This window comes from Methylobacterium sp. WL9 (assembly GCF_008040035.1).
GTDB lineage: Bacteria > Pseudomonadota > Alphaproteobacteria > Rhizobiales > Beijerinckiaceae > Methylobacterium > Methylobacterium thuringiense.
The window spans coordinates 34,669-59,824 of the sequence record NZ_VRVE01000009.1 but is presented as its reverse complement, the minus strand read 5'-3'; the positions used below and the strand labels follow the sequence as shown (position 1 = coordinate 59,824).

23 protein-coding genes are annotated in these 25,156 nt (G+C 69.1%); 11 read left to right on the top strand and 12 right to left on the bottom strand.

The features are described 5' to 3' along the window. Window positions 1–9: 9 nt before the first annotated feature. The gene (locus FV217_RS05890; RefSeq protein ID WP_147815259.1) at window positions 10–2,712 is read left to right on the top strand and encodes a response regulator; all 2,703 of its coding nucleotides are present in this window, start codon (window positions 10–12) and stop codon (window positions 2,710–2,712) included. A 333-nt stretch (window positions 2,713–3,045) separates the two neighbouring features. Here FV217_RS05890 and FV217_RS05885 read toward each other — a convergent pair whose 3' ends face one another. Both FV217_RS05885 and FV217_RS05880 read right to left on the bottom strand, forming a co-directional pair. Further along, entirely contained in the window at window positions 3,046–4,668 is a 1,623-nt protein-coding gene (locus tag FV217_RS05885; RefSeq protein WP_246682724.1) for an AMP-binding protein, read from the bottom strand. Between the two features lie 13 nt (window positions 4,669–4,681). Beyond that, window positions 4,682–5,281: a nitroreductase family protein gene (locus FV217_RS05880; RefSeq protein WP_147815255.1), complete on the bottom strand. Its 600-nt coding sequence runs from the start codon at window positions 5,279–5,281 to the stop codon at window positions 4,682–4,684. 258 nt (window positions 5,282–5,539) lie between these two features. Between FV217_RS05880 and FV217_RS05875 the strand changes: the two genes are divergently transcribed. Together FV217_RS05875 and FV217_RS05870 are read left to right on the top strand one after the other, a co-directional pair. After that, complete coding sequence (locus FV217_RS05875; protein ID WP_147815253.1) at window positions 5,540–6,025, top strand: SRPBCC family protein; 486 nt, start codon at window positions 5,540–5,542, stop codon at window positions 6,023–6,025. 72 nt (window positions 6,026–6,097) lie between these two features. Further along, window positions 6,098–6,898 (top strand): endonuclease/exonuclease/phosphatase family protein, encoded by an 801-nt coding sequence (locus FV217_RS05870; RefSeq protein ID WP_147815251.1) that lies wholly within the window; start codon window positions 6,098–6,100, stop codon window positions 6,896–6,898. Here the strand turns inward: FV217_RS05870 and FV217_RS05865 are convergent. The 5 genes from FV217_RS05865 to FV217_RS05845 form a co-directional block, all read right to left on the bottom strand. Continuing rightward, the gene (locus FV217_RS05865; protein WP_147815249.1) at window positions 6,789–8,225 is read right to left on the bottom strand and encodes a phospholipase D-like domain-containing protein; all 1,437 of its coding nucleotides are present in this window, start codon (window positions 8,223–8,225) and stop codon (window positions 6,789–6,791) included. The genes FV217_RS05870 and FV217_RS05865 overlap by 110 nt on opposite strands. A 157-nt stretch (window positions 8,226–8,382) precedes the next feature. After that, window positions 8,383–10,668 (bottom strand): TonB-dependent siderophore receptor, encoded by a 2,286-nt coding sequence (locus FV217_RS05860; RefSeq protein ID WP_246682723.1) that lies wholly within the window; start codon window positions 10,666–10,668, stop codon window positions 8,383–8,385. A gap of 342 nt (window positions 10,669–11,010) precedes the next feature. Then, complete coding sequence (locus FV217_RS05855) at window positions 11,011–11,769, bottom strand: anti-sigma factor (RefSeq protein WP_147815247.1); 759 nt, start codon at window positions 11,767–11,769, stop codon at window positions 11,011–11,013. A gap of 61 nt (window positions 11,770–11,830) precedes the next feature. Further along, a complete protein-coding gene (locus FV217_RS05850; protein ID WP_147815245.1) occupies window positions 11,831–12,496 on the bottom strand; it encodes a sigma-70 family RNA polymerase sigma factor in 666 nt (221 codons plus the stop codon). Window positions 12,497–12,599: 103 nt separating this feature from the next. Next, window positions 12,600–13,739 carry a patatin-like phospholipase family protein gene (locus tag FV217_RS05845; protein WP_147815243.1) on the bottom strand — a complete coding sequence of 380 codons (1,140 nt, stop codon included), beginning with the start codon at window positions 13,737–13,739 and terminating at the stop codon, window positions 12,600–12,602. 370 nt (window positions 13,740–14,109) lie between these two features. Between FV217_RS05845 and ispG the strand changes: the two genes are divergently transcribed. The 7 genes from ispG (at window position 14,110) to FV217_RS05810 (ending at window position 21,892) form a co-directional block, all read left to right on the top strand. Further along, a complete protein-coding gene (gene ispG, locus FV217_RS05840; RefSeq protein WP_147815241.1) occupies window positions 14,110–15,453 on the top strand; it encodes a flavodoxin-dependent (E)-4-hydroxy-3-methylbut-2-enyl-diphosphate synthase in 1,344 nt (447 codons plus the stop codon). A gap of 111 nt (window positions 15,454–15,564) precedes the next feature. Next, window positions 15,565–17,532, top strand: a complete 1,968-nt coding sequence (locus FV217_RS05835; RefSeq protein ID WP_147815239.1) for a potassium transporter Kup — start codon at window positions 15,565–15,567, stop codon at window positions 17,530–17,532. A gap of 10 nt (window positions 17,533–17,542) precedes the next feature. Beyond that, window positions 17,543–18,340, top strand: coding sequence for a 4-hydroxy-tetrahydrodipicolinate reductase (gene dapB / locus FV217_RS05830; RefSeq protein ID WP_147815237.1), 798 nt, complete (start codon window positions 17,543–17,545; stop codon window positions 18,338–18,340). A gap of 242 nt (window positions 18,341–18,582) precedes the next feature. Then, window positions 18,583–19,164, top strand: a complete 582-nt coding sequence (locus FV217_RS05825) for a DUF3658 domain-containing protein (protein ID WP_147815235.1) — start codon at window positions 18,583–18,585, stop codon at window positions 19,162–19,164. 285 nt (window positions 19,165–19,449) lie between these two features. Next, window positions 19,450–20,088 (top strand): 2,3-bisphosphoglycerate-dependent phosphoglycerate mutase, encoded by a 639-nt coding sequence (locus FV217_RS05820; protein ID WP_147815233.1) that lies wholly within the window; start codon window positions 19,450–19,452, stop codon window positions 20,086–20,088. Window positions 20,089–20,092: 4 nt separating this feature from the next. Continuing rightward, on the top strand, window positions 20,093–20,767 hold the full coding sequence (locus FV217_RS05815) for an alpha-ketoglutarate-dependent dioxygenase AlkB (RefSeq protein ID WP_147815231.1): 675 nt from the start codon (window positions 20,093–20,095) through the stop codon (window positions 20,765–20,767). A 93-nt stretch (window positions 20,768–20,860) separates the two neighbouring features. Then, the gene (locus FV217_RS05810) at window positions 20,861–21,892 is read left to right on the top strand and encodes a hypothetical protein (RefSeq protein WP_147815229.1); all 1,032 of its coding nucleotides are present in this window, start codon (window positions 20,861–20,863) and stop codon (window positions 21,890–21,892) included. A 4-nt stretch (window positions 21,893–21,896) separates the two neighbouring features. Here FV217_RS05810 and FV217_RS05805 read toward each other — a convergent pair whose 3' ends face one another. Then, window positions 21,897–22,406: an OsmC family protein gene (locus FV217_RS05805; RefSeq protein WP_147815227.1), complete on the bottom strand. Its 510-nt coding sequence runs from the start codon at window positions 22,404–22,406 to the stop codon at window positions 21,897–21,899. 63 nt (window positions 22,407–22,469) lie between these two features. Continuing rightward, window positions 22,470–23,255 (bottom strand): ABC transporter ATP-binding protein, encoded by a 786-nt coding sequence (locus FV217_RS05800; protein WP_147815225.1) that lies wholly within the window; start codon window positions 23,253–23,255, stop codon window positions 22,470–22,472. Window positions 23,256–23,401: 146 nt separating this feature from the next. On the opposite strand from FV217_RS05800, the gene FV217_RS05795 reads away from it, so the two are divergent. Then, complete coding sequence (locus FV217_RS05795) at window positions 23,402–23,686, top strand: hypothetical protein (protein ID WP_147815223.1); 285 nt, start codon at window positions 23,402–23,404, stop codon at window positions 23,684–23,686. 14 nt (window positions 23,687–23,700) lie between these two features. Here the strand turns inward: FV217_RS05795 and FV217_RS05790 are convergent, their stop codons facing one another. The 3 genes from FV217_RS05790 to FV217_RS05780 are packed head-to-tail and all read right to left on the bottom strand — an operon-like array spanning window position 23,701 to window position 25,141. Continuing rightward, a complete protein-coding gene (locus FV217_RS05790) occupies window positions 23,701–24,111 on the bottom strand; it encodes a type II toxin-antitoxin system VapC family toxin (protein ID WP_147815221.1) in 411 nt (136 codons plus the stop codon). Then, window positions 24,111–24,347, bottom strand: a complete 237-nt coding sequence (locus FV217_RS05785) for a type II toxin-antitoxin system prevent-host-death family antitoxin (RefSeq protein ID WP_147815219.1) — start codon at window positions 24,345–24,347, stop codon at window positions 24,111–24,113. The genes FV217_RS05790 and FV217_RS05785 overlap by 1 nt, the downstream gene beginning before the upstream one ends. Before the next feature lie 35 nt (window positions 24,348–24,382). Further along, window positions 24,383–25,141 carry an ABC transporter permease gene (locus FV217_RS05780; RefSeq protein WP_238232191.1) on the bottom strand — a complete coding sequence of 253 codons (759 nt, stop codon included), beginning with the start codon at window positions 25,139–25,141 and terminating at the stop codon, window positions 24,383–24,385. Window positions 25,142–25,156 lie beyond the last annotated feature (15 nt).

Here is a 25,156-nt window from a genome sequence, read left to right as displayed (position 1 = left end):
TGGGGCCTGATGGCTGAGGAGAGCGCAGCAGCGGCGGCAGCCCCCGGGGCGACGTCGATCGACCGGTCGGAGCGGCCCGGCCGCGTCGGCCTGCTGCTGATGCTGGCGGGGCTACTCGTCGGCGCGGCGGTGGGCCTGTCCTTCGTTGCCAGCGACCAGGCGCAGCCGCTGATCCTCGGCCTGCTGGCCCTGCTCGCGATGGCCGGCGTCTTCTTCCTGTTCGCCCTGGCGATCGGCGCGCTGCAGCTCGCCGGCCGCTCGGGCCGCGACGACATCACCCGTGGCATCGTCGACGCGGCGCCGGAGGGCACCGTCGTGGTCGAGGAGGGCGGCCGCCTGATCTACGCCAACGAGGCCTATATGCGGCTCGCCGGCGGCGACAGCTTCAACACGCTGCGCCCGGTGGAGCGCATCTTCGTCGGCGCGCCGGAGGTGTCCGAGGCAGTCTACCGCCTCGCCCAGGCCGCCCGCGACGACCGTGGCCACACGGAAGAGATCCGCATGGCTCCGCCCCCCGTGGGCGCGGCCGAACGCGACGCCGCCTGGTATCGCATCTCCGTGCGGTCGGTCGCCCGCCACGGCCGCAACGCCGCGCTCTGGACGGTCAGCGACATCACCCACGAGCGCGAGCGCCAGGAGAACGTCTTCCAGGAACTCCAGCACGCGATCGACTATCTCGACCACGCGCCGGCCGGCTTCCTTTCGATCGATGGCGCCGGCTCGGTCGTCTACATGAACGCGACGCTGGCCTCCTGGCTCGGCTACGACCTCGCCACGGTCGGCTCGGGCGGCCTGAAGCTCCTCGAGATCGCGCCGGGGGCCGACGTGTTCACCGGCGCGGCCGGGATGCCGGGCGAGGTCCGCACCGACCGCTTCGACATCGACCTGCGCCGCCGCAACGGCCATCCGCTGCCCGCGCGCCTCTACCACCGCGTCGCCTACGGCCAGGACGGCAAGCCCGGCCCCTCGCGGACCTTCGTGCTGAACCGCTCGGCCGGCGCCGAAAGCGACGAGCCGCAGCGCGCGGCGGAGGTGCGGCTCGCGCGCTTCCTCAACAACAGCCCGATCGCCATCGCCACCGTCGACCGCGACGGCCGGGTCGCCCGCGCCAACGCCTCGTTCGTGCGGCTCTTCACCGCCATGCCGCGCCAGCCCGGCGAGGGCGCGGCCAGCGACGCGCCCGAGCCGATGATGCGCGAGGCGGTGTTGGAGCGCGACCGCGGCACGCTGGAGGCCGCGCTGATCAAGGCCGCCAGCGGCACCGGCGAGATCGAGCCGATCGAGGTGGCCCTGGCCGGCCCGGGCAACCGCTCGGTCCGCGTCTGGATGAGCCCGGCCGACGGCGACGCGCCGCAGGCGGCCAAGGAGGCTGCCAAGGACGGATCGAAGGACAGCGCGCCCGCGCAGACCGACCGCGAGCGCGTGATCCTCTACGCCCTCGACACCACCGCCCAGCGCCAGCTCGAACAGCAGGTCGCCCAGGCCCAGAAGATGGACACCGTCGGCCAGCTCGCCGGCGGCATCGCGCACGATTTCAACAACGTCCTCCAGGCGATCATCGGCTACTCGGACCTGCTGCTCGCGAGCCACAGGCCGACCGACCACGCCTTCCAGGACATCATGCAGATCAAGCAGAACGCGAACCGGGCCGCGAGCCTGGTGCGCCAGCTGCTGGCTTTCTCGCGCCGCCAGACCCTGCGGCCGGAGGTCATGAGCGTCGGCGAGGCGCTGGCCGACCTGACCCTGCTGCTGAAGCGCCTCCTCGGCGAGCGCGTGGCGCTGGACCTCAAGCATGGGCGCGACATCTGGCCGGTGAAGGCCGACGTGAACCAGTTCGAGCAGGTGATCGTGAACCTCGCGGTCAACGCCCGCGACGCCATGCCGACCGGCGGCAAGCTGCTGATCCGTACCGCCAACGTCACGGAGGGCGAAGCGCGCCCGGCCGAGGTGTCGGCCGGCGAGCACGTGCTGATCGAGGTGCTCGACACCGGCGAGGGCATCCCGCCCGAGATCATGGAGAAGATCTTCGAGCCGTTCTTCACCACCAAGGAGATCGGCAAGGGTACCGGCCTCGGCCTCTCGACGGTGTTCGGCATCGTCAAGCAGTCGGGCGGCACCCTCGACGTCCAGTCGACGGTCGGCGAGGGCACCGCCTTCCGGATCTACCTCCCGCGCCACATCCCCGAGGCCGAGCCCGCCGTCGACGAGACCGCCGTGCCGGCGATCGAGCCGCCGCCGCGCCCCGCCACCTCGGCCAAGATCGCGAAGGAGCGCCTGAGCGAGGCGCTGCAGAAGCCTGCCCCGATGGGCACGCCCTCAGCACCTCCCGCCGCCGACACCACGGGGCAGGCGACGATCCTCCTCGTCGAGGACGAGGATCCGGTGCGTGCCGTGAACTCCCGCGCGTTGATGGCCCGCGGCTACACCGTGCTCGCGGCAGCCTCCGGCCCCGAAGCCCTGCGCCTGATGGAGGAGCACGACTACGCCGTCGACCTCGTCGTCTCGGACGTGGTGATGCCGGAGATGGACGGGCCGACCCTGCTGCGCGAGCTGCGCAAGCACCGGCCCGACCTCAAGGTGATCTTCGTCTCGGGCTACGCGGAGGACGTCTTCCGCAAGAACCTGCACGAGGGCGAGTCCTTCGACTACCTCGCCAAGCCGTTCAGCCTGAAGCAACTGGTCGAGACGGTGAAGACGACGCTGGCGGTGTGAGGCAGTTTCCGATTGATCGAAGCGGTCTTCGTGCATCTCCTCGCCCGCTGGGCGAGGGGGACCGTGCGAAGCGCGGTGGAGTGGGCCGCACCACGCCCGGTACTGAGAAACGACAGTGCCGCCCCCTCCGTCCGCTTCGCGGCCACCTCCCCCAAAGGTGGAGGAGACGCGCGAGCCATGCCGAACGATTCAGCCGGAAACGGTATAAATGCGGCCGGTACCCCGCCCGTCATCGCGAGCGCAGCGAAGCGATCCAGGGCCAACACGCAGGTCGTCGCGGATGTGGCCCTGGATCGCTTCGCTGCGCGCGCGATGACGGAGACCCGAACCGCCTTACGCGGTTCCGTCCCGCAGCTGCCGCCGGATGATCTTGCCCGTCGTTGTCATCGGCAGGGCGTCGAGGAAGGCGACCTCACGCGGATACTCGTGCGCCGACAGGTTCTTACGCGCGAAGGCCTGAATCTCGGCGGCGAGGTCATCCGAAGCGACGAACCCTTCGCGCAAGACTACGAACGCCTTCACGATCTCGGTGCGCAGCGCATCCGGCTTGCCGACGGCCGCTGCGAGGGCCACCGCAGGGTGGCGCAGCAGGCAATCCTCGATCTCGGTCGGGCCGATGCGGTACGCAGCCGAGGTGATGAGGTCGTCGTCGCGGCCGACGAAGTGGACGTAGCCGTCGGCGTCGCGCCGGGCGGTGTCGCCGGTCATCCACCAGCCGTCCCTGAATTTTTTAGCGGTCGCCTCGGGCTGGTTCCAGTAGCCGAGGAAGAGCACCGGGTCGGGCGCCTTCACGGCGATCTCGCCGGCCTCGTCGACCGCCGTCTCACTCCCATCATCGCGCAGGATCGCGACGCGGTGGCCAGGGACCGGCATGCCGGTGGAGCCGGGGCGCGCCACGCCGGCGCGGGCGCAGGAGGCGAGGACGAGGTTGCACTCGGTCTGCCCGTAGGCTTCGCCGATGGTGAGCCCCAGCGCATCCCGCGCCCAGGCGAAGGTCTCCGGCCCCAGGGCCTCGCCGGCCGAGGCGATGTTGCGCAGCGCGGAGAGGTCGAAGGTTTCGCGCGGCCGCGCGACGCCCCGCAGCATCCGCAGGGCGGTGGGCGGCAGGAAGGCGTTGGTGACGCGCAAGTCCGCGATCAGCCGGAACGCCGCCTCCGGCTCGAAGCGGCCGAGCGGCCGCGCCACCACCGGCATGCCCCGGCGCAGGCTCGGCATCAGTACGTTGAGCAGCCCCCCGGCCCAGGCCCAGTCGGACGGCGTCCACATCAGGCCGCCGCCTTCGGCCGGAAAATCGTGCATCATCGCCCAGCCCGGCAGGTGGCCGAGGAGCACGCGGTGGCCGTGCAGCGCGCCCTTGGCGAGGCCGGTCGTGCCGGAGGTGTAGACCATCAGCGCCGGATCGTCGGGGCCGGTGTCGTGTGTCGCGAAGTCGGGCGAGGCCTCCGCCAGCAGCTCCGAATAGCTCTCGGCCCCGTCGGACGGTCCATCGACCGAGACAACGACGAAAAGGTCCGGCAGCGCGTTGCGGATCGGCTCCAGCTTGGCGAGGCCGGCCGCGTTGGTGACGACGGCGCGCGCGCCGGAATCCGTCAGCCGGTAGCGTAGCGCCTCCGCACCGAACAGCCCGGCCAGCGGCAGGGCGATGGCGCCGAGGCGGTACGCGGCCAGGTGCGCGACCACCACCGCCGCCGATTGCGGCAGCAGAACCGCGATCCGGTCGCCCGGCCCGATGCCGCGTGCTGCGAGGGCGTTGGCGAGGCGGCTCGAATCCTCCCGCAACCGCCCGTAGCTCACCGGCGCGGCGGCGCCAGCCTCCGAGACCTCCAGGATCGCCGTGCGGTCTGGTTCGGGCGCCGCCCAGCGGTCGCAGACGTCGGCCGCGATGTTGTAGCGGTCGGGGATGTCCCAGGAGAACCCGGCGACGAGCGCCGCATGGTCGGAGGCGGGGGTCAGCACGTGCGTCGGGTCGCTAGTCTGCGCGAGGCGGGAAACCGCCCTTGAAGGCGAAGTCGCCGATCGGGCGGCGGCCGTTCGGCTTGCCGCGCTCGCGCTCCTCCTCGGTGAGGCTGTCATGCGGCGTCTTGCGGCCGATGGCGATGGCCGCCTCGATGCGGTGATCCGCCGGCAGCCGCAGCACCTCCGGCGCGCGCTCCCTGTCGAAGCCGCCCATGGCGTGCGCGTGCCAGCCCTGCCGGGTCGCCTGCAGCGCGAGGCTCTGCCAGGCCGCGCCCGCGTCGAAGGAGTGGCTGGCGGAGGGCTTCAGTTCGTCGCCGACCTTCATCTTCTCGCTCGAGGCGATGAACAGGATCGCGCCGGTATCCTTCACCCATTTCTGGTTTCCGGGCAGGATCAGGTCGAAGAACGTCTGCCACTCGGGCGTGCCGCGCAGCGCATAGGCGAAGCGCCAGGGCTGCGAGTTGTAGGAAGACGGCGACCAGCGCGCCGCCTCGAACATCCGCAACAGCTCGGATTCCGGCACGGCCTCGCCGGTGAAGGCACGCGGCGACCAGCGCTCGATGAAGAACGGCTCTATGGCGTGGTCGGGCTGGCGCGGGTTCGGTTCTGTCACGGGGCGTCGTCTCCTGGGCAGTGGCGGTCGACGCCACCTATGCCACGGGGAAAAGCCGCTCGACAGGGGCACCTTTGGCGGGGCGCACTGCTCTCGGCCGCTCTTCACGGACAACTGGCGCCGGCGGCACACCGCGGGTTTCTTGGTCCTGCGGCGCTGCGCTCCGTCGTCGTCCCTGGCGAAGTCGCGCGCGCCCGCTAGTTCCGGCCTGTCGCGCGAGGCGTTCGCTGCAGAAGCGCCCGCGCCGGAGGACGTCCCATGATCAGATCCGCATTCTGCGCCGCCACGCTTCTGGCGCTGACGGCCACGGCCGCGCCTGCGCTCGAAGTGGTCAAGGCGATCACCGTCGCTGCGCCACCCGACAAGGTTTGGGACACCATCGGCAATTTCTGCGGTATCGGCGACTGGCATCCGGCCATCGAGAACTGCGAGGCCTCGATGCAGGACGGCAAGCCGATCCGAAAGCTGACCCTGAAGGGCGGCGGCGGCACCATCGTCGAGACCGAGCTGTCCCGCAGCGACGACAAGATGAGCTACAGCTACGCGATCCTCGACGGCCCCCTGCCGGTGGCCGGCTACATCTCGACCCTGGCCGTCACGCCCGGCGGCGAGGGCTCGCGGGTGACGTGGTTCGGGGTGTTCGAGGCCAAAGGCGCGGACGACGCCAAGGCGACGGCGACGATCGCGGGAATTTACGAAGCCGGGCTCGCGTCCCTCGCCGAAAAAGCCAAGGCCGCGAAGTGATCCACACGTCTTCGTGACGGTCACACGGCCGCGCTGCCATCCTAAAGACACCGGCGAGCGAAACCTGCGCGCATGATTCGACGCCTCCGCGACCTCTCCGCCGCGCGCCACCGCGAGGCGGGCACCGCCCTTCCTCCGGGCGCCAAGAAAATCGTGAGCTGGAACCTGCTGCGCCGGACCGGCGCGGCGGTGGAGTGCATCGTCGCCCTCGTCGAGCGCGAAAAGCCCGACCTCGTGCTGATGCAGGAGGCGACCGAGGGCATCGCGGCAATTACCGACCGCATCGGCGGCGTCTTTGCGCGCGCACCTTTGCCCGGCCGGATTCACGGCCCGGCGATCTGGAGCCGCGAGCCCTGGGCGACGCCGCCGGAGGTGGTGACTCTGCCCTCCGGGATCATCGTCGACCGGGTCTGCCAGGTGCTCGACCTCGGCGATTTCGGCGTCGCCAACGTGCATCTCTCGCACGGTCAGATGCTGAACCGGCGCCAGCTCCGCCGCATCGAGCAGCACCTGCCGGCCCGCGCCGCGGTGCTCGGCGACTACAACATCGTTGGGCCGGCCCTGCTGCCGGGTTTTCGCGACGTCGGTCCCCGGCGGTCGACGCATGCCATGATCGGGGTCGCGCCTTTGCGCCTCGACCGCTGTCTCGTGCGCGGCCTCGTCTGCCACGAACGCGCTGTGCTGCCGCGCGGGCTCTCGGACCATCGCCCGATCGTGGTGCACCTCGCGCCAGCCACGGAGGACGCTCCGCAGCGCCGGCGGATCAGAGATATGGCAGCAGCAGTCGCACGGCTGCATCGCGAAGGCGGACGGGCAATCCGCGGGCGTCGAGATCGGCCTGCGTCAGCTGTGTCTCCCGTTTCGCCTGGATGAAGTCGTCCAGGCGTTCGGCGAGCGCCGTGTCGTAGACCTCGACGTTCAACTCGAAATTCAGCCGGAAGCTGCGCGAATCCCAGTTCGCGCTGCCGATGAAGCTCCATTCCCGGTCGATCACCAGTGCCTTCGAATGATCGAAGGGCGGCTCGTCGAGCCAGATCCGCACGCCGGATTCGAGCAGCGGCCCGACATGCGCCCGCGTCGCGAAATCGACGAAGCGGTGATCGCTGCGCCGGGGGATGACCACGTCCACAGCGATCCCGCGCGCGGCGGCGAGGCCGAGCGCGCTGGTGATCAGCTCGTTGGGCAGGAAATACGGCGTCGTCAGGCGGATCGACCTGCGCGCACACGTGATCCCCTGAAGGATCACGGTCGCGATCTTCTCGATGTCGGCATCCGGCCCCGAGGTCACCACCCGCGCGGTGATCTCCCCGACGGGCGTCAGCGGCGGCAGCCAGCGTTCGCCTTCGAGCTCCTCGCCCGAGACGAAGGCCCAGTCCGTGGCGAAGGCCTGGGCGAGCTGTTCGACCACCGGACCCTCGATCCGGAAATGCGTGTCGCGGATCGGGAAGCTCGGCTTGGTCGCCAGCCGGTTGCCGTCGGAGACGTTGACGCCGCCGGTGAAGGCGACGCCCCCGTCGACGATGAGGACCTTCTTGTGGGTGCGCAGGTTCAGGAACGGCATCCGCCAGGGCAGGGCCGAATGCATGAACAGCCCCGCCGTCACCCCGGCGCGGGTCAGGTGCCGCCACGCGGCGGGCCTGAAATAGCCGCTGCCGATGCCGTCGACGATCACCCGCACCTCGGCGCCGCGCGCCTTGGCCGCGCTCAGCGCCGCGATGAACTCCCGGCCGATGGCGTCGTCGCGAAAGATGTAGCTCGACATGGCCACGCTCTGGCGCGCGCTGCCGATCGCCGCCAGCATCGCCGGATAGGCCTCGTCGCCGTTGCGGAACACGGCGATGGCGGTGCCGGCCACGGTCGGCAGCCCGGTGACCGCACGTACGGCCCGGTCGAGGGCCGCATAGGCCTCCGGTACGACGGCGGTGGCCTGGGGGGTCTCGTCGATCTGCTGGGAGGGCTTGCGCTTGAGCTTGCGCGCCCGGCGCTCGACCCGGTTGATGCCGAAGGTGAGGTAGAAGGCGCTGCCGAAGACCGGCGCCAGCCAGGCGAGCCCGATCCAGCCGATCGCCGCGCCGACCACCCTCTTGCGCAGCAGTACGTGCATGCTCACGGCCAGCGAAAAGCCCACGCCGAGCAGCGCGAGCACGTCCGTGCGAACGGACGCCGTCGCTTCGAGCCATCGATAGAGGGCTTCTTCCAAGGCGCTCGCTCGGTTCTACCTGATCCCGTGCCATACGGCAGGCACGCGTGCCGGGGAATAGAGCGCGGATCGCCATCGACCGGGCGCGGGGCGGATGCACCGCAAAACGCAGGAACCCCGCCGTGAAGCGGAGTTTTCGCGGTGGCGGAAAGCGTGCCTACCAGCGGTAGGTCAGGGTGCCGAAGACGCTGCGGCGGAAGCCCTCGAAGATGTAGCCCGTGTAGAAGCCGGCGTTGAAGTAGCGCTGGTCGAACAGGTTGGTGGCGTTCACGGAGAGCACGGCGCCCTTCCAGGCCGGATCGAGCTGGGCGAGGTCGTAGCTCAGCGATGCGTCGACCAGGGCATAGGACGGGATGTCGTCGACGTTGTTGGCGTCGGTGCGCTGCCCGATGTAGCGTACGCCGGCTCCAGCCCGGAAGCCGCCGAAGGGCGAACCCAGCGGGAAGGCATAGTCGGCAAACAGAGAGACGCTGTTGTTCGGGGCGTTCGGCAGCCGATTGCCGACGAGTGCCGGATTCGTCGGGTTCTTGGTGACTGCCGTCTCGAGATGCGCGTAGCCGAATACCAGGTTGAACCCCTCGAAGAGATTCGCCTTGCCCTCGAGCTCGAAGCCCCGCGAGACCGCCTCGCCGGTCTGGATGAAGAAGCCGGGATTGAGCGGGTCGGCCAGCGGGATGTTGGTCTGGGTGATCTCGAAATAGGAGGCCGTGTAGAGCTGGTTGGTGCCCACCGGCTGCCACTTCACGCCGCCCTCGACCTGCTTCGCCTCGCGGGGGTCGAGCGCCGCGCCGCTGGCGCGCTGCCCGGCGATCTGCGGGTTGAACGAGGTCGAGTACGACGCGTAGGGCACCACGCCGAAATCGAACTCGTAGCCCAAAGCCACGCGATAGCTCAGGGCGGAGAAGCTCTGCTGGCTCACCGTCGTCCGGTTCAAGGTCGGGAGCGGCAGGTTCGGGAAGTTGAAGGTCGTGCGGATTTCCTGGTCGACCCAGTCGTTGCGCACGCTGCCCGTCAGGATGAAGCCGTTCCACTTCATCTGGTCCTGGAAGTAGGCGCCGGTCTGCTGCTGCGAGGCGCGCGTGCCGACATTCGTGCGCAGCGGGAAGGCGATCGAGAGGTCGTAGACCGGGTTATACAGGTCGATCAGCCGGTTGGCGGCAGCCGTCGGGTAGCCGTTCGGAAACGTCCGTGCGTCGCGGCGGTAGTAGTTCTGGAAGTCGACGCCGAAGACGACGTTGTGCTGGACGCCGAACGTATCGAACTGGCCCTCGACGTGGTTGTCGGTGAGTAGGCCCTGACTCGATTGATCGCGGAGATAGGGGAAGACGGAGACCGAGAGGAAATTCGCGGGCGTCATGGCCGGCGCGGCGCCGGTGGCGTCGTATTTCGAGGTGGTCTCGTAGGCCCTGAACGCGGAATGGAAGAGCCAGCCCGGAGCGAAGGTATGGTCGAAGATGTAGCCGGCCTCCTTGTTCTCCAGGAGGCCGGTGTTGAAGTTCGGCTGTCCGACGAAGAGGTCGCGCTGGTAGAAACCGCGGGCGCTTGGGATAATCGAGCCGACGATCGGCAGGCTCTGCTCGGAGCCGCCGCCGCGATATTCGGCATATTTCGCGAGCACGGTGAGCGAGGTGTCGGAATCGGGACGCCACGTCACGGAGGGGGCAATGAAGGTGCGGTCGTCCGGCGTGAACTTGACCTGGCTGTCGGCGTTCCGGACGAGGCCGGTGATGCGGTAGGCGAAGTCCGGCGCGCCCTCGACGGGGCCGGTCAGGTCGAAGCCGGCCTGGATGCGATTGCGGTTGCCGCCCTGGATGAAGACCTCGTTGAACGGCGTGAAGCTCGGGCGCTTCGAGACGAGGTTGATGATGCCGCCGGGCTGCCCGGCACCGTAGAGCACCGAGATCGGGCCCTTGATCACGTCGATGCGCTCGTAGGCGTAGGGCTCGATGTTCTGGTCGAACGAGTTGAAGCCGTAGCGCAGGCCGTCCTCGTAGACGTTGTCGAAGTTGTTGGCGTTGAAGCCGCGCAGCGTGAAGGTCGGGCCGCCCTGGCCGCCGGGATAATCCACGGCCTGGACGTTCGGCGTGTAGGCCACTGCCGTGTTGATGTCCTGCACACCGCGGACGTCGAGTTCCTCGCGGGTGATGACGCTCACCGTGGCCGGCGTCTCGAGGATCGAGTCGTTGCCCTTCATGCCCGCCGTCGAGCGCGTGGCGACGAAGCCCTTGGTGCCGAAGGTCGGGAGCTGGCCTTCGACCGAGATCTCGTCGAGGGTCGTCGTGCTGCCCGCGACGGGGCCTGGGGTGTTCGAGGTCCCCGGCGGCTTCGACGCCTGGGCCTGGGCCGACGCGAGGCCGGCGAGCAGCGCCGCCGCGGCGACACCGGCCATCAGGCCGTGATGAATGCCGCGACGTCCGCAGACGCCGTCCCGTGTCGTGCGCATGATGCCAGCCCCGTCTGCATTCCAGATCTGCATGACGGACACCAATCCGACCGCAGATTGAACGGATTCAGTAACGGGACAGGAATGCTCTGCAATTCCAGCAGTTTGGACAGAATCTAAAACTGCCCTTCATCGTTAAGCCGGACACATCGTCCGAACAACGGTCAAGCTCTTGTCGTGACGTGTGTCTTCGGTTGCGCGCTCATGCGCCCGGACAAGGCCAAAGGCGCTTCAAAGGCCGCGAGGCACGTGTGGATCGTGTCGACGGCGCAACACTTGAGCGCAGCACTTGGCGCAGGGAGGCCGGCCGATACCCGGCCTCGAACATGGTCCGGGGATGGACTATTTGGCGGCGAGCCTCGCGGCTGCGGTGCCGATCTCCGCACCGTCGCCGTTGGCGCTGAGGGCGTAGGCGGTCTGGCCCGCACGCCAATAGGCGGTGGCGCCGTCGGTCGAGCGGCTCAGGGCGTCGGAGCCGTTCTTGCCCTCGGCCTTCCGCGTGGCGAAGAGCGACAGGTCGCCGAGCGTCCCCGCGGAGATCGCCACCTCGACGCCGAGCCCTTGCCGCGCCGGGAAGACCTGGACGTCGCGCACGCTCCAGCCGTCGGGAAGCTCCGGCAGGGACAGGCCGGTGGCCGCTTCGAGGTCGGCGCGATCGTAGGTGGAGACCGGGCGCTGCGAATGCGTCTTCGCGCGGATCAGCACGGCCTGACGGGCCCGCTGCGCTTCTTCGAGCAGCGACGGATCGATGGTGGAGGCGTAGGTGTCGGGCACGCCGAAGGTGCCGATATCGGTATGGGCGAGCCACCCGGCCCCGACCAGGACCACGATGGCTGCAGCCCGGCGCATCCGTGCGCCGACCCGCTGCCAGGCCATCGAGCGGTCGAGGCGGCGGGCGGACGTGCGCAGGCGCTCCGGCCCCGCACCCGGCGCATGCGCGAAGATCTCGCGCAGGGCGTCGCGGTCGCGCATGTCGGCCATGACCCGCGCCGCATCCTCGGGATGGCGCGCGAGATGGGCCTCGACATCGAGACGCCGGATCGAATTCAGCTCGCCATCGACGTACGCCGCGAGATCGTTTTCCGTGATCGGGTCGATCATCACGCCACCTGCCTTTCCGGACTATTCCGCCCCGTCATGTCTTGTTTTTCAATTTCGACGATCACGCCTCGCCGACGGCCTGTCTGCGAGACGACGCATCGGCCGATGCCGGTTCGCCGTCGGCCGTCTCCGGGCGTCCGTCGCTCGCAACCAGGCGGAGCTGCGGACGCCCACGCTCAGGAGGGCCGTTGGGGCGCCTCGCGTCGTTGACGGTGTCCTGCACGCGTGTCGGCTCGTTGTCCTCGAAGGCCCGCAGGGCCGCGCGGCCGCGTCCGAGCCGCGACATCAGCGTGCCGATCGGGATGCCGAGCACGGCCGCCGCCTCGGCATAGGCCATGCCCTCGAGGGTTACGAGGTGGAGGGCCGCACGCTGCTCCTCGGGCAAGGTCTCGAAGGCCTTGCGGATCTGCGAGAGGCGGACCTGCCCCTCCTGGGCGGGCAAGGCGACGTCCTCGCTCAGCTGAACCAGCACGTCTGCATGGCGGGCCTCGACCCGCTTGCGGCGCTGCTCGTCGATGAAGACGTTGTGCAGCACCGTCATCATCCAAGTGCGCAGATTGGTGTTGGCCCGCAGCGACCCCTTCGCCTCGAGCGCCCGCACCAGCGTATCGTGGACGAGGTCGTCCGCCTTCAACGAATCGCGGGTGAGCGACCGGGCATACCGCCGCAGCGGCGGCAGCAGATCGACGATGTCGGGTCGCTTGGAGCGCGATCTGTCGAAAATCATAATAGGGAAACGTGCCGATGCCGGGCTTTAATCCCAAGGCCCGCATCGGCACGCCATAGCATGTGCGCCACCGCACGCACACCGGCGCAAGCGGCTGATGCGTCTACTGATACGCGCTCTTCAGATCCAGAGAGCATTCGCGTCCGACGCTGTCGAAGCGCTCCTCGAGCCAGAGCTTCGCCGCTTCGCGCCCCCGGTCGCGCAGGCGCTTGAGACCCTTCCAGCGCGCGTCGAGGCGCGACGAAGCGTCGTAGTCGTCCAGCGCCTCGGTGCCGTCGATGCGATGGACGAAGACGCGGTTGTCCTTCTCGCCGCCCGGCGTCTGCTCGGCGAGCAGCCGGTGCATCACGTCGATGGCACGCAATTCCCGCATCAGGTTGGCGTTGAAGGTGATCTCGTTGAGCCGGTTTTCGATCGCGTCCCGCGTGCGCGGGGTCTCGCAGCGCTCGACCGGGTTGATCTGCACGATCAGGATGTCGCGGGTGCGTGCCCCATCGGCGTCGTCCTGGTGCAGGGGATAGAGCGCCGGATTGCCGAGATAGCCGCCGTCCCAATAGGGCACGCCGTCGATCTCCACCGCCTGGAACACTGTGGGCAAGCAGGCCGACGCCATCAAGTGGTCGGGGGTGAGCCCGTCGCGCTCGAACAGCGTGAGCTTGCCGGTCCAGACGTTCGTCGCCGAGACGTAGACCTGGGCGGTGTCGGCCGCGCGCAGTCGCCCGAAATCGACGGTCTTCACCAGGGCCTTGCGCAGCGGATTGTAGTTCAGCGGATTGGAGACGTAGGGGCTCGGCGCGAACGCCTTCATCCAGAAGTCGAAGACGGGATTGTCCTGGAACATCCCGAACAGGCCGCTGACCACGCGGCGCTGCGAGGGCAGCATCGCACCGTCCAGGCTGGCATTGTGCCAGAAGGTCTCGAGCGCCACACGCGCGCCGTCCGGGCCGCCCGCGAGCCAGCCGTCGACCAGCACCACCGCGTTCATGGCGCCGGCGCTCGCACCGGTGACCGCGTCGAAGGCGAGACGCCCGTCCTCGATCAGGGCGTCGAGCACGCCCCAGGTGAAGGCGCCGTGCGCGCCGCCGCCCTGAAGCGCCAGCGCCACGGTTTTCTCGGCCCGCGGGCCGGCCAGGATACGCCCCTTGCCGTCGAAGGGCTTCGGCTGCTCCGTGCCCTGGACCGCTCCCTCGGGGACGACGGTGTAGGGGGGCGTCGTGTCGGACGTGGTGCCGGCGTAATCCATGCGAACCTCGCGACGGGATGTTGCAACGCAAACCGTAATGCTGCGCAGCAATAAATGGTCTTGAGGCCCGCTGGTTCAAATGGTGGAGCGCATGGCTGTCCGTCGTGGTTCCTCCTTGAAAGGCCGGACACCGGACCCTTCCTCCACGATCCTGCTGCATTGCGGCAACAGCTGCCTCCCCGGCTCGACATCGCGCCTGGGATGCGACATGAAGCGCCCCAAATGCCGGCGTGCCGGCGGTGTCGCCGTCAGCCATGCGTCTTGCATGGTTGACGATGGCTTCGGCCGGTCACAGCTAACTCAGGTCGCGAGTGCTCGCGTCATCGGATAGGATGGCACCCGGGTCAGCCGCCCGACGCCAAGGTCCCAGATGGAAGCCATGGAAGCCCCTGACGCCCTCTCGAATCCGATCGCTCCCGAAAGCCCCAACATGACGGGTCCGGAGGTGGCAGGTCCATTGCCACGCCACCGCTCGGTGGGCGTCACGGTCGGGCACGGCGAAGGTGCAGTCACCGTCGGCGGCGGCGCGCCCATCGTCGTTCAGTCGATGACGAATACCGATACGGCGGATATCGACGGCACCGTGGCCCAGGTCGCGCAACTCTCGCGCGCCGGCTCCGAACTCGTCCGCATCACCGTCGACCGCGACGAGGCGGCGGCGGCCGTGCCGAAGATCCGCGAACGGCTCGACCGGATCGGCTGCTTCGTCCCGCTCGTCGGCGACTTCCATTACATCGGCCACAAGCTGCTGACGGACCACCCGGCCTGCGCCGAGGCGCTGGCCAAGTACCGGATCAACCCCGGCAACGTCGGCTTCAAGGCCAAGAAGGACGTCCAGTTCTCGACCATCGTCGAGCAGGCGATCCGCTACAACAAGACCGTCCGCATCGGCGCGAACTGGGGCTCCCTCGACGGCGAGCTCCTGACCCACCTGATGGACGAGAACGCCCGGTCGGCCCGCCCCATCGATGCCCGCGCCGTGATGCGGGAGGCCATGGTGCAGTCGGCGCTCGGCTCGGCCGACCGCGCGGTGGCACTCGGCCTGCCCCAGGACAAGATCATCCTGTCGGCAAAAGTCTCGGCGGTGCAGGACCTGATCGCGGTCTACCGCGAGGTCGCCCGCCGCTCGGACTACGCGATCCATCTCGGCCTGACCGAGGCCGGCATGGGCTCGAAGGGCCTCGTCGCGGCCTCCGCCGCCATCGGCGTGCTGCTCCAGGAAGGCATCGGCGACACGATCCGCTACTCGCTGACCCCTGAGCCCGGCGGCGACCGGACCGTCGAGGTCAAGGCGGCGCAGGAACTCCTGCAGACCATGGGGTTCCGGACGTTCGTGCCGATGGTCGCGGCCTGCCCCGGCTGCGGCCGCACCACCTCGACCACGTTCCAGGAACTCGCCCGCGACATCCAGAACTGGCTCGTCACCTCCATGCCGGAATGGAAGAAGACATATCCGGGCGTCGAGGGCCTCAACGTTGCGGTGATGGGCTGCATCGTGAACGGCCCCGGCGAATCGAAGCATGCCGATATCGGCATCTCGCTCCCCGGCACCGGCGAGACCCCTACCGCCCCCGTCTTCATCGACGGCAAGAAGGCGATGACCCTGCGCGGCCCGACGCTTGCCAAGGACTTCGAGGGCATCGTCGTCGACTATATCGAGCGCCGCTTCGGGCAAGGCGCGAGCGGCACCAGCACGCGCGACGCGGCCGAGTGACGGGTCGGCTTCGGCCGCCCCCCTGGTTCTTCCCCGACGCCCGCCGACGCGTATCCGTCATGCCGATCCGGCAGATTCCGCGGTCAGACGCCTGAGCACCGACCGGATCCCATGACCCAACCCGTCACGTCGAGCGTGTCCTCCGGCCCGGCTCCCGGGGAGGGCGGCCCCGTCGCCGCCTCGGCCGGCTCGGTGGACGCCTCCGACGAGGCCGCCTACGGCCATGCCAAGACCGGCTTCTGGTCGCTCGCGGTCGGATCCGTCGGCGTGGTCTACGGCGATATCGGCACGAGCCCGCTCTACGCGTTTCGCGAGGCACTCGCGCCTGCGAGAGCCGACGGCATCCTGCTCGAGGACGAGGTGCTCGGCACCACGTCGCTGATCATCTGGGCGCTGCTGCTGATCGTCACGGTCAAGTACGTCATCATCCTGCTGCGCATGGACAACAAGGGCGAGGGCGGCATCCTCTCGCTGATGGCGCAGGCCCGCCACGCGCTCGGCGGCTCGACCATCGTGTTCATGCTCGGGCTGCTCGGCGCCTCGCTGTTCTACGGCGATTCGGTGATCACGCCGGCGATCTCGGTGCTCTCGGCGGTGGAGGGCCTCAAGCTCGTCACCCCGGCCTTCGAGGAATTCGTGCTGCCGATCACCGTGGTGATCATCCTCGGGCTGTTCCTGGTCCAGAGCCGGGGCACGGCGCGGGTCGCGACCTTCTTCGGGCCGATCATGGTGGTGTGGTTCCTGGCGCTGGCGCTGACGGCGCTGCCGCACGTGGTGGCGAACCCCGTCGTGCTCTGGGCCTTCAATCCCTGGTACGCGGTGCATTACCTGCTCGGGCACGGCACCGGCGCTCTGGTGGCGCTGGGCGCGGTCTTCCTCGCCGTCACCGGCGCCGAGGCGCTGTTTGCCGATCTCGGCCATTTCGGGCGCAAGCCGATTCAGGTCGCCTGGCTCTGCCTCGTCGCCCCCTGCCTCGTCATGAACTATCTCGGCCAGACCGCCCTGGTGCTGGCCAAGCCCGACACGACCGACCCGTTCTACCAGCTGGTGCCGGACTGGGCCCTGATCCCGATGGTGCTGCTCGCCACCATGGCGACGGTGACCGCGAGCCAGGCCGTGCTCACCGGCGCCTTCTCGCTGTCGCGGCAGGCCATCCAGCTCGGCATGCTGCCGCGCATGGAGATCCGCCACACCTCCGAATCGCATTCCGGCCAGATCTACCTGCCGCAGATCAACATGCTGCTCGGCGTCGGCGTCATCATTCTCGCGATCGTCTTCCGCTCGTCCTCCGCCCTGGCCTCGGCCTACGGCATCGCCGTGACCGGGACGATGCTGCTCACGGCGGCCATGGGCTACGTCGTGCTGTGGAAGGTGATGAAGCTGTCGCCGCTGATCGCGGCCGCGATCATGATGCCTTTCATCGTCATCGAGTCGCTGTTTCTGCTCTCGAACCTGATGAAGTTGCACGAGGGCGGCTACGTGCCCCTGCTGCTTGCCGGGGGGCTGATGATCATGATGTGGACCTGGGTCCGCGGCGTCGCGATCCTCACGAAGAAGACCCGCAAGACCGACGTGCCGCTGACCGAACTCGTCGGCATGCTGGAGAAGAGTTCTTCGTACCAGCACGTGAAAGGCACGGCCGTGTTCCTGACGAGCGATCCCGAGATCGCGCCGGCAGCCCTCCTGCACAACATGAAGCACAACAAGGTCGTCCACGAGAAGAACGTGGTGCTGACCATCGAGACGGTCGACACGCCCCGCTTCCCCGACGCCGAGCGCGTGCGCATCGAGCCGGTGGGGCCGCATTTCCACCGCGCCGTGATGAAGTTCGGCTACATGGAGACGCCGAACATCCCCAAGGCGCTGGCGCTGCTGCGCAAGGAGGGCTTCAAGTTCGACATCATGTCGACCTCGTTCTTCCTGTCGCGCCGCTCGATTCGCCCGGCCGCCCATTCCGGCATGCCGCTCTGGCAGGACCGTATCTTCATCACGCTGGCCAAGAACGCCAACGACGCCACCGACTTCTTCCAGATCCCGACCGGCCGCGTGGTGGAGGTCGGGACGCAGGTGACGGTTTAGGAGTGACGGCATGAAGCTCGTCGTGACGGGCGCCGAGGGGCGCATGGGGCGGATGCTGATCCGCGCGGTGGCCGAGGCCGAGGGCTGTACCCTCTCCGGCGCCATCGAGCGCGAGGGCTCGGCCGTCGTCGGCCAGGATGCCGGCACGCTGGCGGGCCTGAGCCCGCTCGGCGTCGCGGTGAGCGACGATCCGCTGCCGGTCTTCGCCGAGGCCGACGCGGTGCTCGACTTCACCGTGCCGAAGGCCACCGTGGCCTTCGCGGACCTCGCCGCACAGGCCCGCATCGTCCACGTCATCGGCACCACCGGCCTGTCGGATGCGGATCTGGAGCGCCTGAAGGCCGCCTCCTACCACGCCCGCATCGTGCGCTCCGGCAACATGTCGCTCGGGGTCAACCTTGTCGCAAGCCTGGTGCGCAAGGTCGCCGCCACCCTCGGCGAAGAATTCGACATCGAGGTGCTGGAGATGCACCACCGCATGAAGGTCGACGCTCCCTCCGGTACCGCCCTGCTGCTCGGCGAGGCCGCCGCCGCGGGCCGCGCCGTGGCGCTCGCCGACACCCGCGTCTCGACCCGCGACGGCCATACCGGCGCCCGCCGCCCCGGCGACATCGGCTTCGCGACCCTGCGCGGCGGCTCGGTCGTCGGCGACCACAGCGTGATCTTCGCCGGCCCCGCCGAGCGCATCACGCTGAGCCACCACGCCGAGGACCGCGCCATCTTCGCCCGCGGCGCCCTGAAGGCCGCGCAATGGGCCTTCGACAAGGAGCCCGGGCTTTATGGGATGGACGACGTGCTGGGGTTGTGAGGCCTTTTGGGAGAGGGATCGAAACCTGACGGATGGAAGCCGTTTCCTGGAGTCGCTTGCGCCCCGACCACGACGTTCCCACCGGCTCACCGACAGCCTGAGAGCGGACGCTTCGACAGCCTTACGCGTCGGTGACACCGGCGCATCCAAGAGATGCGTCACGCGCCTTGCCTCGTGCCCGTCTCGAGAATTGTTGCCATCTTGTGTGCGGGCAGGACGAGATCGGACATCGGAGGTGAAAGATGGACGACAAGGTCACTTGGGAAGCGTTGCACGCGCTTGAAGTTTGGAATTGGCAGAGACCGAACGCCATCGAACCGGCAGACTTCGACAGAGCAATTCAAGCGTGTTTGCCGGTCCTGAGCGACGCGGACGTCGAAACCGCAGACCGAACCTCGACCGCCCTCCGTTCCCTGTACGAACGCTCGAACCACCGCCTCGGGGTGTTTCTGCCCGAGTTCGGCAAGGGGCTGCGCACGACAGACAAATCTCAGCAGCGAGCGCTCTTGGAGCAGGCGATGATCTGGAGCGAGAACAAGCACGAGCGCCTGATCCTCGACAGGTGTTTCAAGCAAATAATGTCGGACGAGGCGGCAGGCCTCTACGACGAACATCTGAGCATCGACGATCTTATCGAAATGGTCGCCACAGCCCACTGGCAGAAGGTCGCGATGGTCGTCGGTCGAATCATGGGTATCCGACCTGGTTTCGTCGACGAGGCTCTCGCAGAGCGTGTGAGAGCTCTCGTCGATCGTGGCGTGCTGGAAGCGCAAGGGGATCTGTCGAACATGCGCCATAGCGAGGTTCGTCTGGCGAATTCCTGACGATGCGGATCGGACACGGCGCGATGCTGATCGCGCTACGGCCGCTCTCGCAATCATGCGCCCCGAAGCGGAGCGCCGCAAAACCACCCGTTGCAACTCCCAGGCACGGATACCGAGCGTCAGAGGCCCACCCCTGGACCAAAGTCGGGGGCCCGGCGTCCGGCCGATGCGCCCCCCGCGCTTGGGCGCGGGCCACGCCTCTGCTAGGAGCCGGCGGTCAGGGCGCGTTCAGGCGCACGCGGCTCTACCCCGCCGCGAGATCATCATCGTCCGGAGTCCACGCTCATGGAGCGCCTGCTCGTCCTCGCTCGCCACGGTCAGAGCGAATGGAACCTCAAGAAGCTGTTCACCGGCTGGCGCGACCCCGACCTCACGGACCTCGGCGTCGAGGAAGCCCGCACGGCCGGGCGCTGGCTCAAGGCGCAGGGGCAGCATTTCGACGTCGCCTTCACCTCGAACCTCAAGCGGGCGCAGCGCACCTGCTCCCTGATGCTGGAGGCGATGGGCCAGAGCGATGTCGAGACGATCCGCAACGAGGCCCTGAACGAGCGCGATTACGGCGATCTCTCGGGCCTCAACAAGGACGACGCTCGCCAGCGCTGGGGCGACGAGCAGGTCCACCAGTGGCGCCGCTCCTACGATGTGCCCCCGCCGGGCGGCGAGAGCCTGAGGGACACCGCCGCGCGGGTGCTGCCCTACTACATCCAGTGCATCCTGCCGCGGGTGATGGCCGGCGAATCGGTCCTGGTGGCCGCGCACGGCAATTCGCTGCGCGCGCTGGTGATGGTGCTCGACGGCATGACCACCAAGACCATCGCAAGCCTGGAGATCGCCACGGGAATTCCCCTGGTCTACCACCTCAAGGGCGACACCACGGTCGAGTCGAAGTCCTCCCTCGACAAGGACATCGACCACGACGTCTGAGCCTCTGCAGCCCGTGGAGCTGGCGCCCGGCCTGATCCACCATCCCGGCTGGCTCGACGACGCGGCGCAGCTGCGCCTCGCGACCGAGCTGGCGGCGGTGTTCGAGGCCGCGCCACCCTACACGCCGCGGATGCCGCGCACGGACAAGCCGTTCTCGGTGCGGATGACGAATTGCGGCCCGCTCGGCTGGGTCTCGGACCGGGCCGGCTACCGCTACCAGCCGACCCATCCCGAGACCGGCTCTCCCTGGCCGGCGATTCCGGACACGGCGTTGCGCGCCTGGAACCTCCTCGGCGGATACCCGGCAGCCCCGCAGGCCTGTCTCGTGAACCTCTACGGCACGGGCGCCCGCATGGGCCTCCACCAGGACCGCGACGAGGACGACCTGTCCGCGCCCGTCGTCTCGCTGTCCCTCGGCGCGACGGCGCTGTTCCGCTACGGTGGCCTGACGCGCTCCGATCCGACCCGCTCGATCCGCCTCGCCGGCGGCGACGCGCTGGTGATCGGCGGCGCCTCGCGGCTGATCCACCACGGCGTCGACCGCCTGATCGACGCGCCGCGGGGGCTTTTCGCCGACGTGGAGCGGCCTGAAGCCGGCCGGCTCGCGCTCCTCCTGCGCCGCCTCCTGCCGGCCGGCGGGCGCTGCAACCTCACGCTGCGCCGCGTCACGCCGCCCTGAAGTCCTTCCGGGCGCTTGACAGCGGGCGGAGACGGGCTGACGCATCGCGGGGTATGGGCCCGGCGGACCGGGCCTTCCGGAGACACGATCCCGATGCCGTTGCGTCCTGCCCTGCGCCGTATCGCCAGCCTCGGCTTGCTGGTTGCCGGCCTCGTCGTGCCCGTTCTCGCGATCGAGGACGCACGCGCCGACGCGACGGTGTTTCCGCCGAGCTCGCGCTTCGGTTTCCAGCCGCCCTCGGACATGGCCCCCTCCAAGCGCTTCATGGGCTTCGAGCGGATGGAGGGCGGCGCCATGGTCTCGGTGGTCGAGCTGCCGGCCGGCGCCTATGCCGAAATCGAAAAGAGCTTCACCGACGACAACCTCAAGAGCCAGGGCTTTGCCGTCGATTCGCGCGAGGCGGTGAAGGTGTCGGGCGGGCTCGACGGCCTCCTGTTCACCGGCGGGCAATCGGTGCCGGCGGCTCCGACGCCCGACGCATCCGGCGCGCCGTCGGCGGAAGCGCCGGCCATCTCCCCCGGCGGCCCGACGATCAAGAAGTGGCTGCTCCTCGTGAACGGCCCCGACGTGACCGGCATCGTCGTCGCGCAGATCACGCCCGGCGCCGAGACCGACGAGACCATCAAGGCCATGCTGCTCGGCGTGACCCTGCGTCCGGCGCTCAGCCTCGACCAGCAGATCGACGCGCTGCCCTTCCGGATCTCCGACCTCGCCGGCTTTCGTCCGGTGCGGGTGCTCGCCGGCAATTCCGTGCTGCTGACCCGCGGGCCGAAGGACCAGCTGGTCAACCTGGAACAGCCGATCCTGGTGCTGGCGCAGGCCGTGCAGCAGCCGCCGGCCGCCGAGCAGCGCGAGGCCTTCGCCCGCGCCGCGCTCTACTCGAACCAGACGATGAAGGACTTCGTCATCGAGCGCTCGCAGAGCTACCGCCAGAACGGCATCGACTGGCACGAGATCGTGGCCCGCGCCAACGACATCCCCACCAGCACGGCGGTGGTCGTCACCCAGACCATCCGCTTCAATCCCGACGGCTACCTGCGCTCGCTCGGCGTCGTCCGCGCCGACCAGCGCGACGAGACGCTGTCGCTGTTCCGGCAGGTCGTGGACAGCGTGCAGTTGCGCTGAGCGTTCAGCCGCGCGTCTGCGTCACCGCCAACTCGGGCTTGTGGTTCAGCGTCTGGAAGACGACGCAGTAGCGCTCGGTGAGCTTGAGAAGCTGGTCGAGCTTCTCCTGCGGCGCGTCGGTGTCCAGCGCGAAGCTCAGGCGGATGGCGCGAAAGCCCACCGGGGCCTCCTTGTCGACGCCGAGCGTACCCCGAAAATCGAGGTCGCCCTCGGCGCTGACCGTGCCGGCGCGCAGCGGGATCTCGAGCGCCGTCGCCACCGCCTTCACGGTCACGCCGGCGCAGGCGACGAGGGCCTCGAGCAGCATGTCCCCCGAGCACAGCTCCAGGCCCGAGCCGCCGGTGGCCGGGTGCAGGCCGGCGACGGCCAGCGCGCGCCCGGTCTCGACCTTGCAGGCGATGGAGGTGTCGTCCAGCGTGCCCTTGGCCTTCAGCGTGACCACGGCCGAATCCGGCGTCTCGCGGTATCGGTTCTTGAGCGGGGCCTGCATCTCGCGCAGAGCAGTGGCGTCCATCGGGCGTGTCCTCGGTTCGGTCGTTGTCGTTCGATGGGTGCGACGTAGCGCAGGTGCGCGCGCTCAGAAAGACCCGCCGCCCGCGAACGCCTCGGCCACCTTCGCCCGCGCCGCGACCGGGCGCAGCGAGCGGTCGAGGGCCGCGAGGATGCCCCGGGTCGCGGCCTCGCTTCCCGGCGCGGTCGGATCGCGCGGGCGGGACATGGGCAGCGCCAGGGTCTCGTCGAGTCGGCCGGGCTTGGGGCGCATCACCACGGCGCGGTCGGCGAGCGCCACCGCCTCGGCGACGTCGTGGGTGACGATGAGCACCGTCGGCCGGACCTCCTCCCACAGGGCGAGGAGATGCCGGTGCAGGTCCTTGCGGGTGAAGGCGTCGAGGGCCGAGAACGGCTCGTCGAGGAGCAGGACGCGGGGGCTCGCCACGAAGGCGCGGGCGATCGCAACGCGCTGCTGCTGCCCGCCGGAGAGCTCGCGCGGCCAGCGGTGGCCGTGCTCCCCGAGCCCGACGCGATCGAGGGCATGCGCGACGCGCTCCTGCCGCTCCGTCCGCGGCCTGTCGGCGAGGCCGAAGCCGACATTGTCGGTGACCGTGAGCCAGGGCAGCAGGCGCGGCTCCTGAAACACCAGCCCGACGCCCGGATGCGGGCCGGCGATGCCCTCGCCGTCGAGGGTGATCCGCCCGGCGCTCGCCGTATCGAGCCCGGCGATCAGGCGCAGCAAGGTGGTCTTGCCGCAACCCGAACCGCCGATCAGGGCGACGATCTCGGCTTTCGCGACCTGAAGGTCGATACGGTCGAGGGCGTGAGTGCCGTCGGCATAGGTCTTGGAGAGGGCGTCGAGGCTCAGCATGGTGGCATTTCGATAGCACGCGGCAGAGGCCGAGGGCATCGCGCGCGGACGGCAGATTCGCGGCGGGCCTGTCGCCCACGGGACATATCCGCCTGGACCTGTGCGGTGCTAAGGCAGCGACGTCCACTCTGCCGGGGTATCGGGCCTTGACCACCATCCTTCGCGGCCTGCTCCTCGCCGCGCTCCTCCTCGGCCCGGCCTCCGCCGCAGACCTGTCGGGAGCCCCGCTCCGGGCGGGCCGCTTCCTCGCCACCTGCGAAGACCTCGGCCAATTCTGCTCCGCCGACGCCTGCGGCCGCAACCAGATCGAGGCGGCGCTGAATTGCAGGGCCGTGTGCCCGAGTTCGGCGATCCTCAGCGTCGTGCCGGGGTCGTGTCCGTCGTTGGTGCGCGATGGGCGGGTTCGGGTGAAGTTGCGGGCGAAGGGGTAGGATCGGTCGACCCCTCAGCCGTCGAGGCCGATTAGTGGTACGCCCTCGGCCAGCGCCGCCTTGATCAACGCGCGATCTGTCGTTGCCAGCGGTAGTTTGGTTCGGACGGCGAGTTCGAGATAAGCCGCGTCATAGAGCGACAGACGGTGGGCTCGCGCGAGGCCGAGCAGAAGCGCTTCGTCCACATCGGATGGCTGCTCGACCTCGAGTTCGGTCAGGAGCGCCAGCGCCTCGACGGTATCGTTCGGGACGATCCGTCCTCGGCGCTCGGCCATAACGAGGATGTTGCGGATCTCGAACCACCAAATGCCCGGAGCGGAAGCCGACTCCGAGGTCAGTCGTGCCGCAACGAGATCGGCGACGGGGTTGCTCTCGTCGGGAAGAACCCAGGCGGCGATGGCCGATGCATCGACCACGAAAGCCATCAGCGCTTGTGGCCTTCGTGACGCCAAGCCGAAATCTCGTCTTGCGTCACCCGGGGCATTCTCCTCCGAAATGCTTCGATGTCACGAAGGACCTCGGCACGGCTCCGAGCAGGCCGCGACTCCGGCACTATCCGCGCCACCGGCCGCCCCTCGCGAGTGATCACGACGGTTTCACCCTTCTCGACCTCGTCGAGCAGATCGGACCAATCGGCCTCGGTAGCCTGGACTTCGCGCATGACAGAATCTCGCGAGCGGTGACGCCGCCCCGATCCTACAGCGTCTCCCGCGCCGTGTCCTGCCAGCGCACCAGCGGGTTGGTGAGCGTCACCAGCAGCGTGTCGGCCAGCTTGCCGACGATGGCGAAGCAGATGATGGCCGCGAGGATCTGGTCGGGCTTGCCGAATTGCTGGCCGTCGACCAGCAGGTAGCCGAGGCCCTCCGAGGCACCCATCAGCTCGGCCGCGACCACGAACAGGAAGCCGAGGCCGAGGCCGGTACGGAGCGCCGTCAGCGTCGCCGGCAGCACCGCCGGCAGCAGGATGCGGCGGGCCAGCGCGGTCTTCGACAGGCGGAAGATGCGGCCGACCTCGACGAGCTTGCGGTCCACCGAGGCAATGGCGGCGGAGACGCCGACATAGACCGGGAAGAACACGCCGACGGCGATGAGCGCGACCTTTGGCGTCTCCAGGATGCCGAACCACAGGATGAACAACGGCACCCAAGCGAGCGACGGTACCGCGCGCAGGGCCTGAAGCGTCGGGTCGATCAGCCAGCGCAGCCAGGGCAGCGTCGCGGTGAGGGTGCCGGCGAGAATGCCCGCCCCCGCACCGAAGGCGAAACCGAGGCCGACGCGGATCAGCGTCGCCTCGACATGCATCCAGAGATCGCCGGAGGCCGCGAGTTGCCAGAGGGTCGCCGCGATGCGGCTCGGCGGCGGGATCAGGCGCCCCTGCGCGAGCCCGGAGCCGACGGCGAGTTCCCAGCCGAGCGCCAGGATCAGCGGCACCGCGAGGCCGAGCCCCCAGCGCAGGGCGGAGCCGGCGCC

Coding starts and splice junctions, on each gene's coding strand:
- ispG (WP_147815241.1), top strand. CDS start 14,110: ATGGAAGCCATGGAAGCCCCTGACGCCCTCTCGAATCCGATCGCTCCC.
- FV217_RS05860 (WP_246682723.1), bottom strand. CDS start 10,668: ATGCGCACGACACGGGACGGCGTCTGCGGACGTCGCGGCATTCATCAC.
- FV217_RS05890 (WP_147815259.1), top strand. CDS start 10: ATGGCTGAGGAGAGCGCAGCAGCGGCGGCAGCCCCCGGGGCGACGTCG.
- dapB (WP_147815237.1), top strand. CDS start 17,543: ATGAAGCTCGTCGTGACGGGCGCCGAGGGGCGCATGGGGCGGATGCTG.
- FV217_RS05850 (WP_147815245.1), bottom strand. CDS start 12,496: ATGATTTTCGACAGATCGCGCTCCAAGCGACCCGACATCGTCGATCTG.
- FV217_RS05875 (WP_147815253.1), top strand. CDS start 5,540: ATGATCAGATCCGCATTCTGCGCCGCCACGCTTCTGGCGCTGACGGCC.
- FV217_RS05790 (WP_147815221.1), bottom strand. CDS start 24,111: ATGGCTTTCGTGGTCGATGCATCGGCCATCGCCGCCTGGGTTCTTCCC.
- FV217_RS05870 (WP_147815251.1), top strand. CDS start 6,098: ATGATTCGACGCCTCCGCGACCTCTCCGCCGCGCGCCACCGCGAGGCG.
- FV217_RS05810 (WP_147815229.1), top strand. CDS start 20,861: ATGCCGTTGCGTCCTGCCCTGCGCCGTATCGCCAGCCTCGGCTTGCTG.
- FV217_RS05785 (WP_147815219.1), bottom strand. CDS start 24,347: ATGCGCGAAGTCCAGGCTACCGAGGCCGATTGGTCCGATCTGCTCGAC.
- FV217_RS05845 (WP_147815243.1), bottom strand. CDS start 13,739: ATGGATTACGCCGGCACCACGTCCGACACGACGCCCCCCTACACCGTC.
- FV217_RS05805 (WP_147815227.1), bottom strand. CDS start 22,406: ATGGACGCCACTGCTCTGCGCGAGATGCAGGCCCCGCTCAAGAACCGA.
- FV217_RS05825 (WP_147815235.1), top strand. CDS start 18,583: ATGGACGACAAGGTCACTTGGGAAGCGTTGCACGCGCTTGAAGTTTGG.
- FV217_RS05855 (WP_147815247.1), bottom strand. CDS start 11,769: ATGATCGACCCGATCACGGAAAACGATCTCGCGGCGTACGTCGATGGC.
- FV217_RS05820 (WP_147815233.1), top strand. CDS start 19,450: ATGGAGCGCCTGCTCGTCCTCGCTCGCCACGGTCAGAGCGAATGGAAC.
- FV217_RS05835 (WP_147815239.1), top strand. CDS start 15,565: ATGACCCAACCCGTCACGTCGAGCGTGTCCTCCGGCCCGGCTCCCGGG.
- FV217_RS05800 (WP_147815225.1), bottom strand. CDS start 23,255: ATGCTGAGCCTCGACGCCCTCTCCAAGACCTATGCCGACGGCACTCAC.